This is a genomic window from Brevundimonas sp. TSRC1-1 (assembly GCF_049898245.1).
GTDB lineage: Bacteria > Pseudomonadota > Alphaproteobacteria > Caulobacterales > Caulobacteraceae > Brevundimonas > Brevundimonas mediterranea_A.
The window spans coordinates 557,036-573,673 of sequence record NZ_JAFCXI010000003.1; the positions used below are offsets into that span (position 1 = coordinate 557,036).

Genomic DNA, 16,638 nt, shown 5'->3' on the forward strand with positions numbered 1-16,638 from the left:
GACCCTTAAAATGGTCCATGATGTGAACGGAGCCATACGGAACCCTCCTTATCGGCTAGTCGTAGGAATTTCAGGGGCTTCCGGAGCGATTTATGGCGCACGGGTGCTGGACGCCCTGAAGGATCTCGGCGTCGAGAGCCATCTGGTGGTGTCCAAGGCGGCCCTGCTCACATTGTCGCAGGAGACGGACCTGTCGCCCGCCGACCTGACCGCCAAGGCGACCGTCGTCCACAAGATGGCCGACGTCGGGGCCACCATCGCGTCGGGGTCGTTCAAGACCCTGGGCATGATCGTCGCCCCCTGTTCGGTCAAGACGATGAGCGAGATCGCCACCGGCGTGACCTCGTCCCTTCTGACGCGCGCCGCCGACGTGACCCTGAAGGAACGTCGGCCTCTGGTGCTGATGGTGCGCGAGACGCCCTTCCACCTGGGCCATCTGCGGACCATGACGGCCCTGACCGAGATGGGGGCGATCATCGCCCCGCCCCTGCCCGCCTTCTACGCCCGGCCGGCGTCGATCCTGGAGATGGTGGACCAGTCGGTCGGCCGGTCCCTGGACCTGTTCGGCCTGGACTGGAGCGCCGTGCGGCGCTGGGAGGGGCTCAAGTGACGGCCGCTCAATCCGCGCCCCTGTGGGACTGGGCGGTCGCCGCCTATGGCGCGCCGGGCGTCAGCGAGGCCTGTGTGGCCTTGCAGGACAATCATGAGCAGAATGTGCCGGTCCTGCTGTGGTCCGCCTGGATCGCGGCCACGGGTCGTAATCCGGACGCCGAGACCATCGAGGCCGCCTGCGACACCGCTCGCGCCTGGGAGAGCGTCGTGGTGGCGCCGCTGCGTGCGATCCGTCGCACCCTGAAGGTGCCGATCCCCGACATCGACGACGAACCCCGCCAGGCCGTGCGCGATCGGGTCAAGGCGCTGGAGCTGCTGGCGGAGCGCCATCTGCTTGAGGCCTTGGAGGCCCTGGCGTTGGAGGCCCCGACAGGCTCGCCTCGCCCCTTTGTCGAGGCCCTGGTCGCGACGGCGCGGGTCTGGGCCCAGGTTACGCCGCGTCCCGCCCTGATCCGGCTGGCCGACGCCCTTCCGGCCTGAGACGCCGGTGGCTATACTCGTTTCGGGGATTGCACGATGAATGACGACGTTCCGGAATACAGCGAGGAAGAGGCGGCGCTTCACGCCCGCGTCAAACTGCTGCGCCTCGAACATTCCGACCTTTCCGCCTCCATCGACGCCCTGACCCAGGCCGCCGTTCCCGACCAGCTGATGATCGCCCGGCTGAAGCGCAAGAAACTGGCTATCAAGGACGAGATCGTGAAGATCGAGGACCAGATCCTGCCCGACATCATCGCCTGACCCTTCGGCGGATTGCGCCGAGCGCGGAATGTTGATAACGACTCGCAAAATAACGAGGGCGATCATGGCGACTGCAAGCACCGGCTGGGACGCGCGTTACGCCGCGACCGACGACTATGTGTTCGGCACGGCCCCCAGCCGCTTTCTGCTGAACCATGCGAAGGCTCTGACACCGGGCAGTCGGATTCTCGCCCCCGCCGACGGCGAGGGTCGCAACTCCGTGTATTTGGCGTCTCTGGGTCACGACGTGGTGGCGACCGACATCTCGCCTTCCGGCCAGGACAAGGCGCGAAGCCTGGCTCGCGAAGCGGGCGTGGAGGTTGATTTCAGGGTGCAGGACCTGCAGGACTGGGCTTGGCCCCAGGCCGCCTATGACGCCGTCGTCGCTGTCTTCATCCAGTTCGCCGCCCCTGATTTCAGACACCAGATTTTCGAGGGCATGAAGAGGGCCGTCAAACCCGGCGGCTTGATCCTGCTGCACGGCTATACCCCGCGCCAGATCGAATACGGCACCGGCGGTCCGCCCCAGGTGGACTACCTCTATACGCCGGAGCTGTTGCGCCAGGCCTTCGGGGATTTCGAGATCGAGACGCTGGACGCTTATGACGCCGATCTTCACGAAGGTTCGGGCCACCATGGCCGCTCGGCCCTGATCGATCTGATCGCACGCCGTCCCCCGGGCTGACGCTCTGCGACCATCCGCCGCCAGACGACGGCCCAAAAGTCGCCCCAGCCGCCGGGCATAAGCCGGCCTCCCCTGGGACGGCCGCCGCGAGACCGCGCCGCCGCGCCTTCAAATCCAGAGCGTGAATACGCTGGAGACGCCGCCGAATGCGACGCCTGCTGACCGACGCGCCCCTGGCGCGCTGCAAGAGCCTTCTGATCCACTCCGGCCAGACGGTCGCCTTCGCCGCCGTGGCCGTGCTGGCCGCCGCCGCCGCCCCCGGCGTGACGCGCGAGACGCCGCCGCCCGCCCTGGCCGCCGCCCCCGTGGCCCCGCCGGTCAAGGCCCAGGTCGAGGCGCCCGGTCCGGTGATGCGCCAGATCGTCTTCTCGGCCCCGGTGCGCGGCTATGCGATCAACTCGCCCTACGGCCTGCGCAAACTGGCGATCGAGGCCCGCGCCCGCGCCCACAAGGGCGTCGACATCGCCGCGCCCAAGGGAACGACCGTCTTCACCGCCGCAGAAGGCCGGATCGTCCGCACCGGCTATGACGCCGGCGGCTACGGCAACTTCATCGAAGTCCGCCACCCCAACGGCCTCAGCACCGTCTATGGCCATCTCAGCCGCATCGACGTGGCCAGCGGCGACGCGGTCACGCCCGGCCAGCGCATCGGCCTTGTCGGCTCCACCGGCTATTCCACCGGTCCCCACCTTCATTTCGAGGTCCGCCGCAACGGCGGCCAGGTGAACCCGACCAAGGTCATGGGCCGACATTTCGACGTGGCGGTGAAGGCCAAGGCCTGAGCCTGAGCAATCCGTTGCGACGCGGGCCGAGATCGTCCTAACCTCCCCTTTCTGTGGAGGGACTGGATATGAACAGATTTGTCGCCGCCGTTGTCGCGGCCGCCTTGTCAGCCGCCCCCATCGCCGCCTCGGCCCAGAACTACAACCGCTACAGCGACGCGGCGGCCCAGTCCGAACTGTCCCGCATCGCCGATGTCGAGATGGCGGTGATGGTTCCGATGCGGGACGGCGTGGGCCTGGCGACCAACATCTATCGGCCCAAGGGCGCCAAGGGGCCCCTGCCCACGGTCTTCGTCAGGACGCCCTATAACGAACTGGCCTACAACGCCCGCTCGACGCGCAGCGCCCTGACCTGGGTCAGCCGGGGCTATGCCCTGGTGATGCAGAACGAACGCGGCCGCTACTTCTCGCAGGGCGATTACGAGATCCTGGGCTATCCCCAGACCGACGGCTATGACGCCCTGACCTGGATCGCGGCCCAGCCCTGGTCGAACGGCAAGGTCGGCACCCTGGGCTGTTCCTCCTCGGCCGAGTGGCAGCTGGCCCTGGCCGCCCAGAACCATCCTGCCCACGCCGCCATGGCGCCCCAGGCGTCCGGCGCGGGCATCGGCAAGGTCGGCCGGTTCCAGGAACAGGGCAACTGGTACACGGGCGGCGTGCCCCGCAACCTGTTCTTCGTCTGGCTGTACGGCGTGGACAATCCGCAGCGCGCCCAGATCCCCGGCGATATCGATCCGGAAACCCGCGCTCGGATCGTCCGCTACAACGACCTGGACGCCGAGAAGCCGGACGTGAACTGGCCCAGCCAGATCCGCCACCTGCCCGTCAACGAGATGATGAAGGATCTGGGCGAGCCGCCGGCGACCTTCGAGGAACTGATCGCGCGCACGCCGAACGATCCGGCCTGGCGCGAAGGGGGCCTGTATCACGACGACATGGGCTGGGGCGTGCCGTCGCTGTGGTTCAACAGCTGGTACGACGTCTCCATCGGCCCGAACATGGAGTTGTTCAACCACGCCCGTTCCACCACCCAGGACCGCGAGGCGGCCGAGAACCAGTATGTCGTCGTCGGACCGAACAACCACTGCGCCTTCGGCGGCCTGGGTCCGAACTTCCGCTCGGGCGACCGGGACCTGGGCGACGCCAGTTTCGACAGCGACGCCCTGGTCGCCGCCTGGTTCGACCGCTGGCTGAAGGGCGAGGCCCGCGCCTTCCCGGCCACGACCCCGCACGTCCAGTATTTCAACATGGGCGAGAACAGGTGGCGCACCGCCGCCCAGTGGCCGCCGCAGGGCGTCGAGACGGTGCGGATGTATCTGCGCTCGGGCGGCGAGGCCAACAGCCTGAACGGCGACGGCCGCCTCAGCCTGGAGGCGCCGCCCGTCGGCGAAGCGGCCGACCGCTATCGCTATGACCCGATGAACCCGGTCCAGACCATCGGCGGCGGCGACTGCTGCAACGGCGGCCTGGTCACGGCCGGCGCCTTCGACCAGCGCCCGATCGAGGCGCGCAACGACGTGCTGGTCTATACGTCCGAGCCGTTGACCGCGCCGATGCAGGTGACCGGCTTCATCGATGCGGTGCTGAAAGTCTCATCGTCGGCGCAGGACACCGACTTCGCCGTCAAGCTGGTGGACGTGGCGCCGGACGGGACGGCCTATATCCTGGGCGACACCATCATGCGGGCCCGCTATCGCGACGGCTATGCCCGGCCGACGCCCCTGGTCCCCGGTCAGGTGGCGACGGTGCAGCCCACGCCGATAACCGTCAGCAACACCTTCCAGCCCGGCCACCGCATCCGGGTCGAGGTCACCAGCTCCAACTTCCCGAAATTCGTCCGCAACCTGAATACGGGCGGCCCGAACGAGACGGAAACCCAGGGCGTGATCGCAGACAACGCCCTCCACCACGCGGGCGAGGACGCCTCCTATATCGACCTGCCCGTCCTGAAGTAGGGGCGCGACGCCGAAGCGGCTGGCCTGAACCGCTTCGGCCTTGCTAGGCTGACTGCAACTACGGGGGGAGACGAGATGACGGCGGCGTTGACGCTGGAGAGCGTAAGCAAGCGGTACGGTGGCTTCGACGCCGTCCGCGATCTCAGTTTCCAGGTGCCCAAGGGCTCGATCTGCGGCTTTCTGGGCCCGAACGGGGCGGGCAAGACCTCGACCCTGCGGATGATCCTGGGGCTGCAGGAGGCGAGCGCGGGGCGGATCGATATTCTGGGCGCGCCCAATGGGCGGTTCGTGCGTGACCGGATCGGCTTCCTGCCCGAGGAGCGCGGCCTCTACAAGAAGATGACCCCGGTCGAGGCCATCGCCTTCTTCGGCGCCCTGAAGGGCCTGCCGATGAACGATGGCAAGAAGCGCGCGAAACTGTTGCTAGAGCAGCAGGGCCTGGGCGCGGCGCAGAAGAAGAAGATGAAGGAGCTGTCCAAGGGGATGGCCCAGAAGGTCCAGCTGATCGCCGCTGTGGTCCACAAGCCCGAGTTCGTCATCCTGGACGAGCCCTTCTCCGGCCTGGACCCGATGAACCAGCAGGGTCTGGAAGAAATGATCCGGGGGCTGGCGGCGGACGGGGCCACGGTCCTGTTCTCCACCCATGTGATGCAGCACGCCGAACGGCTGTGCGACAAGGTCGTGCTGCTGGCCCGGGGCAAGAAGGCCTTCGAGGGTTCGGTGGACGAGGCCAAGGCCACCTCGCCGCGCTTTCTTGATCTGGACGGCGCCATCACGCCCGAGGCGGCGGCGGCCCTGCCCGGCGTGGCGGGGGTCGAGACCCTGTCCGACCAGGACGGGGTGCGACGGCTGAAGATCGCCCTGGCGCCCGGCGCCGGCGGGCAGGAGACGCTGAAGGCGGCCTTCCTGAACGGGTTGGACGTGCGCGGGTTCGCCCTGAAGGAGCCGACCCTGCACGACGCCTTCATCGGCCTGACCGGGGACAATCCCGATCAAGCCGTCACCCCTTCGGAGGCGGTCCAATGAAGCGCACCCTGCTGATCGCCCGGCGCGAATATGTCGCCTACGCCAAGACCGTGGGCTTCTGGCTGTCGCTGCTGGCCTTGCCGTTGTTCGCCGTGCTAGGCGGCGGCATTCCCCTGCTGATCCAGTCGGCCGAACCGATCAAGGCCGTGGCCGTCGTCGAGGACGGTCCGACCGCCACGGGCCTGGCCGCCGCCGTGCGCGCCTCGCTCCAGTCCGATCTGGACCGTCAGAACGAGCGTCTGCGCGAAGCCGCCGAAAAGGGACAGGCCGGCGCCGGCCGCGCCGTCGCCTCCATCAGCGGCCCCAAGATCCGCCTGGTCGCCCCGCCGCCCGCCATCGCCGAGGCGACCGGCCCGGCCCGCGACGCCGCCATCAAGACGGCCCTGGACAAGGAGACGCCCAAGGACCGCCGCCTGGACGCGGTCGTCTTCCTGAGCCGCGTCGACGGCAAGCCCGCCGCCCAGGTCTGGACCGGCCGCGCCAATGACAACGACGTCTCCGGCTTCATTCGCGGCGCCCTGCGCGACGCCCGCCGCACCGAACTGCTGACCGCCGCCGGGGTCGCTCCGGCCGTGGCCCAGGAGGTGCAGAGCTTCCGCCCCGAGGTGAAGGCCTTCTCGCCCAACGCCGCCAGCGGAGGCGAGGTCTCGATGCGCGACCGCATCCCCTCCTTCATCGGCCTGGCCGCCGGCTTCCTGCTATGGTCCCTGGTCATCACCGGGGCCTCCATCCTGCTGAACAGCGTGATGGAGGAGAAGTCGAACAAGATCCTGGAGGTCCTGCTGTCGTCGGCCTCGGCGACCGAAATCCTGACCGGCAAGGTGCTGGGCGTGGCGATGCTGACCCTCAGCGTGCTGGTGGTCTGGGGCGGGATCGGAACGTTCGGCCTGCTGTCCGCCTCGCCCCAGACGGCGGCGACGGTCGGACAGGTGCTGATGCACGACGGCCTGGTCTTCTATTTCATCGCCTATATGGTCGGCGGCTATCTGATGTACGCGGTCCTGTTCGCGGCCATCGGCGCCTTCTGCGAGACGCCGCGCGACGCCCAGACCCTGATGGGACCGATCATGATGATCCTGGTCGTGCCCATGCTGGTCATGCAGATGGCCCTGACCAGTCCCGACGCGCCGGTGGTCAAGGTCCTGTCGTGGATCCCCTTCTTCACCCCCTTCCTGATGAGCGCCCGCGCGCCCAGCGATCCGCCTCTGGTCGAGATCGTCCTGACCCTGATCGGCATGTTCGCCACCGCCGCCCTGATGGTCTGGATCGCCGGCCGCGCCTTCCGGGCCGGCGCCCTGTCGGACGTCAAACTGAGCTGGAAGACCTTCGGCCGGGCGATCACCGGCCGGGGATGAGGGCGAGACGCGGTCTCCTCCCCGCTTCGCCGGGAGGAGGCAAAGAAAAAGGCCGCCTCCTTGCGGAGGCGGCCTCGAATCTTTTGGCCTGAGCCTGAGCCTTAGCGGCTGCCGCCAGCGGCGCCGGGGCCGGGAACCCGCGGCTTCGGCGGGGGCAGCAGGCCTTCGCGCTGAGCGCGCTTGCGGGCCAGCTTACGGGCGCGGCGGACAGCTTCGGCCTTTTGACGGGCGCGCTTTTCCGACGGCTTTTCGTAATGCACGTGGCGCTTCATTTCACGGAAGCTGCCTTCGCGTTGCATCTTCTTCTTGAGGGCTTTCAGCGCTTGATCGACGTTATTATCGCGAACGAAAATCTGTACCAGGTTGAACTCTCCTTTGGCCGCCCGCCGCGTCCTGTGAGGGAGACGGGCGAACAAAATAAAATTGTCTTCCGGAAGTCGGGCTCCCGGATGAAGGCGCGCTGATACACGAGCCGCCCCATTCTGTCCAGTTCGTCGCAACCATTCTTCGAGGCTCGAAAGCCCGATGAGACGGGCGTATGATCCGCCCATGACACAGAACGACGATTGGGCCGACCGGACCGAACAGACCGTGCTGGACGCGGCCGTCGCGCGCGCCCCCGCCCTGGGCTGGAACGCCCGTCTGGTGCGGGAAGCCTGCGAGGCCTGCGGCCTGTCGCGCGGCGACGAGGAACTGCTTCTGCCCAATGGCGCGCGCGATCTGGCCGCCCTGCTCTCGCGCCGCCATGACGCCCGTGCGCTTGAGGCCCTGGGCGTAGTCGACGCCAAGTCCTTGAAGATACGTGAGAGAATCGCCCGCGCCGTGTCCGATCGGATGGAGGCCGGCGCCGCCGACCTGGAGGCGACCCGTCGCTGCGCCGCCTTCCTGGCCTTGCCGACCAACGCCGACCTGGGGCTGAAACTGGCCTGGGAGAGCGCCGACCACCTGTGGCGCTGGGCTGGCGACGAGACCACGGACTGGAACCACTATTCCAAGCGCACCATCCTGTCGGGCATCCTGATCCCCGCCCTGACGATGCGCTGGTTCGACGGTCGCGCGCCGGCCGAGGCCTTCGTCGCCCGTCGAATCGAAAACGTCATGGCCTTCGAGAAATGGAAGGCCGGCAAGGATTTCGAGGCGCCGTTCCGCAGGGTGAGCGACGCCCTGAGTCGGATGCGCTACGGGGCGAAGGACCAGCCCGTGTCCTGATTCGCGCGTCGGCCGCGCCAAAGCCGCCAGCCTCCGCCCCACAGCAAAACGGCCCCCGGATCGCTCCAGGGGCCGTTCTGTTAGGCGACTCTGTCTCTCGGCCTATGCTCGCCTCGCGGAGGCTCGCGACTTGAGGCCGATTTCGATCCTCGATTACTCGATGATCTTGGCGACGACGCCGGCGCCGACGGTGCGGCCGCCTTCACGGATGGCGAAGCGCAGGCCCTGATCCATGGCGATCGGGGTGATCAGTTCGACGTTCAACTCGGCGTTGTCGCCGGGCATGATCATTTCGACGCCTTCCTTCAGCTGCACGATGCCGGTCACGTCGGTCGTGCGGAAGTAGAACTGCGGGCGATAGTTGGTGAAGAACGGGGTGTGACGGCCGCCCTCTTCCTTGGTCAGGATGTAGGCTTCGGCCAGGAACTTGGTGTGCGGGGTGATCGAACCCGGCTTGCACAGAACTTGGCCGCGCTCGACGTCTTCACGCTTGGTGCCGCGCAGCAGAACGCCGACGTTGTCGCCCGCTTGACCTTGGTCCAGCAGCTTGCGGAACATTTCGACGCCGGTGCAGGTCGTCTTCTGAACCGGGCGGATGCCGACGATTTCGACTTCTTCACCGACCTTGACGATGCCCTTTTCGACGCGGCCCGTGACCACGGTGCCGCGGCCCGAGATCGAGAAGACGTCTTCGACCGGCATCAGGAAGGGCAGGTCGACCGGACGTTCCGGCTGCGGGATGTAGGCGTCGACGGTTTCCATCAGGGCCAGAACGCGCTGTTCGCCGATTTCCGGGTTCACGCCGTCGGTCGCGGCCTTGGCCGAACCCTTGGTGATCGGAATATCGTCGCCCGGGAACTGGTACGAGCTCAGCAGCTCGCGCACTTCCATCTCGACCAGTTCCAGCAGTTCTTCGTCGTCGACCAGGTCGACCTTGTTCATGAAGACCACCAGGGCCGGCACGCCGACCTGACGGGCCAGCAGGATGTGCTCGCGGGTCTGCGGCATCGGGCCGTCAGCGGCCGAAACCACCAGGATCGCGCCGTCCATCTGCGCCGCGCCGGTGATCATGTTCTTCACATAGTCGGCGTGGCCGGGGCAGTCGACGTGGGCGTAGTGACGGTTGGCCGTCTCATATTCCACGTGCGCCGTGTTGATCGTGATGCCGCGCGCCTTTTCTTCCGGCGCAGCGTCGATGTCCGCATAGGCCATCGCCTTGGCGCCGCCGGCCTTCGCCAGCGTCATCGTGATCGCCGCCGTCAGCGTCGTCTTGCCGTGGTCAACGTGGCCGATCGTGCCGATGTTGCAGTGCGGCTTCGTGCGTTCGAACTTTTCCTTGGCCATGGCCAAACTCCTGATGGCCCGGGTTGAGGGGCGCGATGCTGATCAAAAAACCTGGAGCGGGTAGACGGGATCGAACCGACATCCTCAGCTTGGAAGGCTGCTGCACTACCATTGTGCTATACCCGCGCGGAGACTGCGGAAGTTCTTGGGGAACGCCGCAGCCGGTTCCTCTCCGTCGTCCTGATCCATCGTATCCGTCAAGGCGCGTGGTGGGGGAAGAAGGACTCGAACCTTCGAAGCTTACGCAGGGGATTTACAGTCCCCCCCCTTTGCCACTCGGGACATTCCCCCAGCGCGCCTTGTCGAACCGATGGACCCCTCGTTCCGCCCTTAATCAAGCGGGACGAAACAAAAGCCTTCGGCTTGTCGCCTCCTCTAGGATAGAGGGGGCGCCCAGACCCGAAAGCCCTTGGGGCTCCAAATCGGAGGGCGTCTTATAGTGTCGTCGAAAACAGAACGCAACGACCGTAAAAGCGGTAAAAAACCGGTCTTCGGAAACCGGTCTTCCGGCCCGCGCGAAAAGGGCCAAAAGCCCGTCACACAAGGCTTTTCCAGCCGCGAGGAGCCCCCTCGCGCGCCCCGTCCGGCGGACCGGAGCAAGTCCGACGCCGATAATTTTCTCTGGGGCCGTCATCCGGTCCTGGCCGCGCTGGCGAATCCCGCGCGTCGCGGCATGGGCCGGTTGCTGGCCACGGCCGAGCGCGCCGCCGAGATCGAACAGGGCCAACTGGCCCACGGCCACAAGATCGAGGTCGTCGAGGTTCAGGCCCTGACCCGGATGCTGCCTGCCGGCGCAGTCCACCAGGGCCTGGCCTTCAAGGTTCAGCCGCTGGATGGCGTTTCGCTGGACGAGCTGGCCGAGCCGGCCCAGGGCGTCATCGTCATGCTGGACCAGCTGACGGATCCCCAGAACGTCGGCGCCATCTTCCGCTCGGCCCTGGCCTTCGGCGCGCGGGGCATCGTCGTCCAGGACCGCCACGCCCCCGCCCTGGCCGGCGCCCTGGCCAAGGCGGCGGTCGGCGCGACCGAACGCCTGCCCCATGCGCGGGTGACCAATCTGTCGCGCGCCCTGGAGCGGCTGGCCGATCTGGGCTGGCGCGCCGTCGGCCTGGACGGCGCCGGCGAACAGACGCTGGAAGAGGCGCTGGACCGCCAGCCGACCGTTCTGGTCATGGGGTCCGAAGGCGACGGCATCCGCCGCCTGGTGGCCGAACACTGCGATGTCCTGGCCAAGATCCCCATGCCCGGCGGATTCGAGAGCCTGAACGTCTCCAATGCGGCCGCCGTCGCGCTTTATGAGGCGACGCGCGCGCAACGCGGCTGACAGACGGCCGGACCGGCGTTAAGGAGCGGACATGGAATTTCTCTCGTCTCCCGAACTCGCCAGCCAGGCCACGGCGCTGGGCCAGGTCCTGCTGATGGACCTGGTCCTCGCCGGCGACAACGCCGTCGCCGTGGGCCTGGCCGCCGCCGCCCTGCCCCAGGATCAGCGCAAGAAGGCCATTCTGATCGGTCTGGCCGCCGCCGTCGTCATGCGCATCGGCTTCGCCCTGATCACGGTCCAGCTTCTGGCCCTGGTCGGCCTGCTGCTGGCCGGCGGGCTGCTGCTGCTGTGGGTCTGCTGGAAGATGTGGCGCGAACTGCAGGAGCAGCGCACCCACGACCAGGCCGAGGCGGAGAAGGAGCTCGAGCTCGCCATGAGCATCGAGCACGGCACCGGCCCCTCGCCCGAAGAACTGGGGCTCAAGCGCAAGTCGTTCGGCGCCGCCCTGCTCCAGATCATGGTCGCCGACATCACCATGTCGCTGGACAATGTGCTGGCCGTCGCCGGCGCCGCTCATGAACATCCGTGGATCATGGTCTTCGGCCTGATCCTGTCTATCGCCCTGATGGGAGTGGCGGCCACCTTCATCGCCAAACTGCTGCACCGTTTCCGCTGGATCGGCTATATCGGCCTGGTCGTCGTGCTGTATGTCGCCCTCCACATGATCTGGGACGGCGCCCGCCAGGTGGTGGTCCGCACCGGCAATATGGATGAGTTCAACGCCTCCGCCCCGGCCTTCATCGAGATCAGTCCCGAGGAAGCCGCCAAACACCTGGGCCACAAGCGCACCGAGACCAGCCCGACCCCGGCCCCGGCCGAACCCGCCGCGCCTGCGCCGACGCCCGCGCCATGACCGTCGCCACGGTCGATGTCGAAACGGCCGCCGCCTGGCTGCGCGCGGGCGAGGCCGTTCTGATCGACGTGCGTGAGGCGGACGAGTTCGCCGCCGCCCGCATCGACGGCGCGATTCTGGCCCCCCTCAGCGCCATGCCCGCCGCCTGGGAGGCGCTGGACCTCCCGGCGGATCGCAGGATCATCGTCATGTGCCTGCGCGGCGGCCGCAGCCACCAGGTCTGCGCCTTCGTCGGCCCGACCGGCCCCGAGGGCCAGCCCCTGTTCAACCTGACCGGCGGCATCCAGGATTGGCGCGCCGCCGGTCTGCCGATCGTCGAGGCCTAGGCCGCTTCGGAATACTGGTCGAACGCCCTCAGGGCGTCGGCCGCGTACATCAGGGCCGGCCCGCCGCCCATATAGACGCACATCGCCATGGCCTCGGCGATCTCGTCGCGCGTGGCTCCCAGATCCTTCAGCGCCTTGGCGTGGAAGCCGATGCAGCCGTCGCACCGCTGCGTCACCCCGATGGACAGGGCGATCAGTTCCTTGGTCTTCTTGTCCAGCGCCCCTTCGGCCGTCGCCGATTTCGCCAGTTCCGAAAAGGCCTGCATCGGCCCCGGCTGCAGCCGGCGCAGTTCGCCGATGTAGGTCGAGATGTCGCGGGTCAGCGCCGCATAGTCCTTGGCCATGACAGCCTCCTTCTCAATTCATATTTTTACGATATGAGGCGAGCATGGAATGTAAAGACGCCATGACGGTGAAATTGTCCCACGCGCTTCCGCAGCGCGTGGACGACGCCTCCGCCTTTCTGAAGGGTCTGGCCAATCCGCACCGGCTGATGATCCTGTGCGCCCTGGCCCAGGGCGAGCGGAACGTCTCGGCCCTGATCGCCGAAACGGGCGTGGCGCCCGCCTCCATGTCGCAGCATCTGTCCAAGCTGAAGGACGAGGGGGTGGTGGATTGCCGCCGCGACCACCGCACCCTGACCTATTTCATCGCCCATCCCGCGACGATCCAGATCATGGCCGTGCTGTACGACCATTTCTGCGCGCGCGACGACGCCTGACCGGGCGCGGCTTTGCGCCGCCCCCAGGGCGCTCAAGCGTAGAGTTTAATCCGTTGTCCCTGCCTTCAGGGGGAACCGGCCGTTCGGCTTAGTCCGCCCCGCCGAACCGTTCGGACCATTCGGCCACCTGGGCGTCCTCGATCTTGGCGAACAGAACGCCCTGGGCCGCCACGGCCTGACCGACGGCCAGGCTGTTCAGCACATCCTCGTCAGCCCCGGGCCAGCTCAGGTCGCTGGACCCGACCGACGCCGCGATCTTCTCGGCCGAGAAGGGCAGGATCGGCGCCGCCAGACGCGCGAACAGGGCCACCAGATTTAGCCCGGTCCGCACACCCACCGCCGCGCGGTCGCGGTCGGTCTTCAACGCCGTCCAGGGCGCCGCGACCTGCAGATATTCGTTGCCCAGCACCCAGACGGCGCGCAGCGCGGACGCGGCCTTGCGGAACTCCATGGCCTCGAACTGTTCGGTCGCCTCGGCGATTCCCGCCTTGATGTCGGCTTCCAGCTGGATCTCGACCGGACCCGCCTCGCCGCCCTCGGGCACGACGCCGTCGAACTTGGACTCGGCGAATTTAACGATCCGGTTGACGAAATTCCCCAGCACATCGGCCAGGTCCTTGTTGGTCGAGGCCTGGAAATCCTCCCAGGTGAAGGCCGAATCCGCGTGTTCCGGCCCATAGGCCGTCAGGCGCCAGCGCCAGTAGTCGGCCGGCAGCAGCTCCAGCGCCTGGTCCATGAAGACGCCGCGTTTCTGGCTGGTCGAGAACTTGCCGCCGTACCAGTTCAGCCAGTTGAAGGCCTTTAGCTGGTCCACCGTCTTCCACGGCTCGCCCGAGCCGATGATGGTCGCCGGGAAGCTGACGGTGTGGAAGGCGACATTGTCCTTGCCCATGAACTGGACATAGCGGACGTCCTCGGCCCCTTCGTCCAGACGCCACCAGTCGCGCCACGATCCGCCGGTCGCCTCGGCCCATTCCTCGGTCGCGGCGATATATTCGATGGGGGCGTCGAACCAGACGTAGAAGACCTTGTCCTCCATGCCCGGACGCGGGAAGCCGTCCTTCAGCACCGGCACGCCCCAGGCCAGATCGCGGGTGATGCCCCGGTCGATCAGCCCCTCGTCCAGATGTTTGTAGGCGATGGACTTGGCCAGCACCTGCCAGCCGGTCTTGCCGTCCACCCAGGCGCGGATCTGGGGCTCGATCCTGGTCTGCAACAGATAGAGGTGACGCGTGTCGCGCACCTCAAGGTTCTTGGACCCCGACACCGACGAATAGGGATCGATCAGGTCGGTCGGGTCCAGAAGCCGGCCACAGTTGTCGCACTGGTCGCCACGCGCGCCGACATGGCCGCAGTGCGGGCAGGTGCCCTCGACATAGCGGTCGGGCAGGAAGCGGGCGTCGTCGATCGAATAGATCATCCGATCCACCCGCTCCTCGATCAGGCCGTTCTTCTCCAGGGCCTCGGCGAAATGCTGGGTCAGGCGATGGTTCTGCGGGTTCGATGACCGGCCGAACCAGTCGTAGCTCAGGCCGAAGGCCTGACCCGCGGCCTTCTGGATCTCGTGCTGCTCGTCGCAATAGGTGCGCACGTCCTGGCCGGCGGCGGCGGCGGCCAGTTCGGCCGGGGTGCCGTGCTCGTCGGTGGCGCAGATGTAGAGGACCTCATGCCCCTGCGCCCGCTTGAACCGCGCCCAGACGTCGGCCGGCAACATCGAGCCCGCCAGATTCCCCAGGTGCTTGATGCCGTTGATGTAGGGCAGCGCCGAGGTGATGAGGATGCGGGCCATGATCGTCCAGGAGTTCGGGGAAGCGCAGGGATATAGAGAGCGGAAGCGGCGACGTCACCTCTCCCTCCCCTACATGGGGGCGGAGATTCTATGGCAGGCGCCGCGCCACCCTGACGAACCGCCCGGTCAGCAGGACAGACGAGGCCAGGCTGGCGATCACCACCGCCCAGACCAGACCGTCCACGCCCATCCGGTGCGCCAGAATCCAGCCCAGCGGCATCATCACCGCCCCATAGGCCACGAAATGCATGATCGTGGGCCACCAGACGTCGCCCGCCGCCCGGTTCGCCTGGGCCGCCACCACCTGGATTCCGTCCGCGACGAAGAACAGGGTCGCCAGCACCAGGGCCGGGGCGGCGATGGCCAGCAGCACCGGATCGCGATTGTAGGCGCCCACGATCAGATGCGCGCTGGGCCACACCAGCAGGGCGACCACGAAGGTCATGGCCGTGACCACCCCCAGCCCGACCAGACCCGCCCGCAACACCCCTCGCCCGTCGCCCGCCCCATAGCTGCGGCCCACCAGCACCGCCGTCGCCGACGACAGGCCCATGGGCAGCATGAAGACGATGGCCGAGACGTTCAGCACCACCGCCCAGGCCGCCGTCTCGGCGGCGCCGATCTGACCGGCGAAGAAGGTGAAGCCGGAAAAGGCCCCGACCTCGATGAAATAGGACGCGCCGGCGCCCAGGCCGACCTTGACCTGTTCGCGCGCCGCCTTGGGGTCGCGTTCGGGCTTGTCGAAGATACCCAGCGCCCGCGCCTCGGGCAGGCGCAGGATATAGACCACCAGGAAGATCGCCAGCGCCGCCCGCGCCCCGAACGTCGCCCAGGCCGAGGCGAAGGCGCCGTCGAAGCCGATGCCCAGCAGGTCCGGCACCAGCACGATATTCAGCGCCAGATTGACCCCGTTGGCGATCCACATGGCCACCATGCCGGGCTTGGGCCGCCCCAGGGCCTCCAGGAAGAACTGGCCCGTCACCGAGATCAGATAGAAGGGCATGGACAGGGCGAAGACCACCAGAGCCGGCCCCGCCCCCTCGGCCAGTCCGTCCTCCAGCCCGATCTTGCCCAGGCCCCACGGCCCCACAGCGATCAGGGCGATCATCGACACCACCCCGATCTGCAGCGAATAGGTCATGCCCCGCCGCAGCACAGACCCGACCGCGTGCCGACGCCCCTCGCCCAGCATCCGGGCCGTCATCACCTGCACGCCCAGCATCAGGCCCACCGCCGTCGTCACCACGATCGAGGTCGGCGCCCAGGCCAGCGAATGGAAGGCCAGTTCCTTGCTGGAGAAATTCCCCACCACGATGGCGTCCGTCAGCCCCATGGTCATGATGCCGATCCGCGCCAGGATCACCGGCCATGCCAGGTGCAGCAGGTCGCGAAAGGCGGAACGGGTCTGGAAACTGAGCGCGATCATCGGAGCCGGCACAGGCCACGCCCGACCGCCCCGGTCAACACCCAAAAACCGTGCAGCTCTGGCCTACCAGGCGCCCAGTTCGCGAAGCTGGCGCACCAGCTCCTCCGGCGCCTCGCCCGCGTCGAGGTCGGTCAGATCGACCGGGGCGTCCTTGGGCTCGAAATAGCGCCAGCCCTGGAAGGGCCGGCGCGCCATCGGCGCCGTGCGAACGACCTTGGGCTCCAGCGTGATCTCGCACCGGCTCTGCTTGCCCTCGCCCAGGGTGGCGATGTCGAGCACGCGCTGGCGGCAGACGATCACGCCCTTGACCACCCAGTACAGCGACCCGCCGTCCTCGATCTCGGGCGCGCGTTTCGGCGTCATCCGGGTACGGACCACCAGCGGCCCGCCCTTGGCCGCACGGGCCTCCAGCCAGTCGACGTCGGGAACCCCGACGCCCAGTTTGATCATGTGAAGCGGCATGGCGCCCACGTAGTCGCCCTTATCCACC

General features: G+C 67.5%; 19 protein-coding genes and 2 tRNA genes. 13 read left to right on the forward strand and 8 right to left on the reverse strand.

Annotated elements, in window-relative coordinates; translation table 11 throughout:
* Positions 1 to 10 precede the first annotated feature (10 nt).
* The 8 genes from ACP7CK_RS12785 (at position 11) to ACP7CK_RS12820 (ending at position 7,156) form a co-directional block, all read left to right on the forward strand.
* The gene (locus ACP7CK_RS12785; RefSeq protein WP_052005156.1) at positions 11 to 610 is read left to right on the forward strand and encodes a UbiX family flavin prenyltransferase; all 600 of its coding nucleotides are present in this window, start codon (positions 11 to 13) and stop codon (positions 608 to 610) included.
* Positions 607 to 1,092, forward strand: coding sequence for a TIGR02444 family protein (locus tag ACP7CK_RS12790; RefSeq protein WP_426026228.1), 486 nt, complete (start codon positions 607 to 609; stop codon positions 1,090 to 1,092). Before ACP7CK_RS12785 ends, ACP7CK_RS12790 begins: the two co-directional genes overlap by 4 nt.
* 36 nt (positions 1,093 to 1,128) lie before the next feature.
* Positions 1,129 to 1,353, forward strand: a complete 225-nt coding sequence (locus tag ACP7CK_RS12795) for a YdcH family protein (protein ID WP_426026229.1) — start codon at positions 1,129 to 1,131, stop codon at positions 1,351 to 1,353.
* A gap of 64 nt (positions 1,354 to 1,417) precedes the next feature.
* Positions 1,418 to 2,038, forward strand: a complete 621-nt coding sequence (locus tag ACP7CK_RS12800; RefSeq protein ID WP_372705638.1) for an SAM-dependent methyltransferase — start codon at positions 1,418 to 1,420, stop codon at positions 2,036 to 2,038.
* A gap of 146 nt (positions 2,039 to 2,184) precedes the next feature.
* Complete coding sequence (locus ACP7CK_RS12805; protein ID WP_008262584.1) at positions 2,185 to 2,820, forward strand: M23 family metallopeptidase; 636 nt, start codon at positions 2,185 to 2,187, stop codon at positions 2,818 to 2,820.
* Positions 2,821 to 2,888: 68 nt separating this feature from the next.
* Positions 2,889 to 4,775, forward strand: coding sequence for a CocE/NonD family hydrolase (locus ACP7CK_RS12810; RefSeq protein ID WP_426026230.1), 1,887 nt, complete (start codon positions 2,889 to 2,891; stop codon positions 4,773 to 4,775).
* 75 nt (positions 4,776 to 4,850) lie between these two features.
* A complete protein-coding gene (locus ACP7CK_RS12815; RefSeq protein ID WP_426026232.1) occupies positions 4,851 to 5,801 on the forward strand; it encodes an ABC transporter ATP-binding protein in 951 nt (316 codons plus the stop codon).
* Positions 5,798 to 7,156: an ABC transporter permease gene (locus ACP7CK_RS12820; RefSeq protein WP_008260990.1), complete on the forward strand. Its 1,359-nt coding sequence runs from the start codon at positions 5,798 to 5,800 to the stop codon at positions 7,154 to 7,156. Before ACP7CK_RS12815 ends, ACP7CK_RS12820 begins: the two co-directional genes overlap by 4 nt.
* Positions 7,157 to 7,257: 101 nt before the next feature.
* On the opposite strand, the gene rpsU is transcribed toward ACP7CK_RS12820, so the two are convergent.
* Positions 7,258 to 7,518, reverse strand: a complete 261-nt coding sequence (gene rpsU / locus ACP7CK_RS12825; protein ID WP_035310689.1) for a 30S ribosomal protein S21 — start codon at positions 7,516 to 7,518, stop codon at positions 7,258 to 7,260.
* A gap of 187 nt (positions 7,519 to 7,705) precedes the next feature.
* On the opposite strand from rpsU, the gene ACP7CK_RS12830 reads away from it, so the two are divergent.
* Positions 7,706 to 8,365 carry a COQ9 family protein gene (locus ACP7CK_RS12830; protein WP_426026233.1) on the forward strand — a complete coding sequence of 220 codons (660 nt, stop codon included), beginning with the start codon at positions 7,706 to 7,708 and terminating at the stop codon, positions 8,363 to 8,365.
* A 153-nt stretch (positions 8,366 to 8,518) separates the two neighbouring features.
* On the opposite strand, the gene tuf is transcribed toward ACP7CK_RS12830, so the two are convergent.
* The 3 genes from tuf to ACP7CK_RS12845 all read right to left on the reverse strand — a co-directional run bounded on the left by tuf (position 8,519) and on the right by ACP7CK_RS12845 (position 10,000).
* A complete protein-coding gene (tuf, locus tag ACP7CK_RS12835) occupies positions 8,519 to 9,709 on the reverse strand; it encodes an elongation factor Tu (RefSeq protein WP_008260274.1) in 1,191 nt (396 codons plus the stop codon).
* 52 nt (positions 9,710 to 9,761) lie between these two features.
* Positions 9,762 to 9,835: transfer RNA gene (locus ACP7CK_RS12840), tRNA-Gly, on the reverse strand.
* A gap of 81 nt (positions 9,836 to 9,916) precedes the next feature.
* Positions 9,917 to 10,000, reverse strand: a tRNA-Tyr gene (locus ACP7CK_RS12845).
* 148 nt (positions 10,001 to 10,148) lie between these two features.
* Between ACP7CK_RS12845 and rlmB the strand changes: the two genes are divergently transcribed.
* From rlmB to ACP7CK_RS12860, 3 genes are read left to right on the forward strand one after another with little or no spacing between them, the layout of a single operon-like run.
* Complete coding sequence (gene rlmB, locus ACP7CK_RS12850) at positions 10,149 to 11,033, forward strand: 23S rRNA (guanosine(2251)-2'-O)-methyltransferase RlmB (protein ID WP_426026235.1); 885 nt, start codon at positions 10,149 to 10,151, stop codon at positions 11,031 to 11,033.
* 31 nt (positions 11,034 to 11,064) lie between these two features.
* Entirely contained in the window at positions 11,065 to 11,886 is an 822-nt protein-coding gene (locus tag ACP7CK_RS12855) for a TerC family protein (RefSeq protein WP_008262837.1), read from the forward strand.
* A complete protein-coding gene (locus ACP7CK_RS12860) occupies positions 11,883 to 12,212 on the forward strand; it encodes a rhodanese-like domain-containing protein (RefSeq protein ID WP_183194879.1) in 330 nt (109 codons plus the stop codon). Before ACP7CK_RS12855 ends, ACP7CK_RS12860 begins: the two co-directional genes overlap by 4 nt.
* On the opposite strand, the gene ACP7CK_RS12865 is transcribed toward ACP7CK_RS12860, so the two are convergent.
* The gene (locus ACP7CK_RS12865; RefSeq protein ID WP_008258902.1) at positions 12,209 to 12,556 is read right to left on the reverse strand and encodes a carboxymuconolactone decarboxylase family protein; all 348 of its coding nucleotides are present in this window, start codon (positions 12,554 to 12,556) and stop codon (positions 12,209 to 12,211) included. The genes ACP7CK_RS12860 and ACP7CK_RS12865 overlap by 4 nt on opposite strands.
* Before the next feature lie 44 nt (positions 12,557 to 12,600).
* Between ACP7CK_RS12865 and ACP7CK_RS12870 the strand changes: the two genes are divergently transcribed.
* A complete protein-coding gene (locus tag ACP7CK_RS12870; protein WP_426026236.1) occupies positions 12,601 to 12,933 on the forward strand; it encodes an ArsR/SmtB family transcription factor in 333 nt (110 codons plus the stop codon).
* Between the two features lie 88 nt (positions 12,934 to 13,021).
* Here the strand turns inward: ACP7CK_RS12870 and metG are convergent, their stop codons facing one another.
* The 3 genes from metG to ACP7CK_RS12885 all read right to left on the reverse strand — a co-directional run bounded on the left by metG (position 13,022) and on the right by ACP7CK_RS12885 (position 16,610).
* Complete coding sequence (metG, locus tag ACP7CK_RS12875; RefSeq protein ID WP_426026238.1) at positions 13,022 to 14,722, reverse strand: methionine--tRNA ligase; 1,701 nt, start codon at positions 14,720 to 14,722, stop codon at positions 13,022 to 13,024.
* 88 nt (positions 14,723 to 14,810) lie between these two features.
* Entirely contained in the window at positions 14,811 to 16,160 is a 1,350-nt protein-coding gene (locus ACP7CK_RS12880; protein ID WP_426026240.1) for an MATE family efflux transporter, read from the reverse strand.
* Between the two features lie 51 nt (positions 16,161 to 16,211).
* Positions 16,212 to 16,610 (reverse strand): DUF1489 family protein, encoded by a 399-nt coding sequence (locus ACP7CK_RS12885; RefSeq protein WP_426026357.1) that lies wholly within the window; start codon positions 16,608 to 16,610, stop codon positions 16,212 to 16,214.
* Between the last annotated feature and the right edge of the window lie 28 nt (positions 16,611 to 16,638).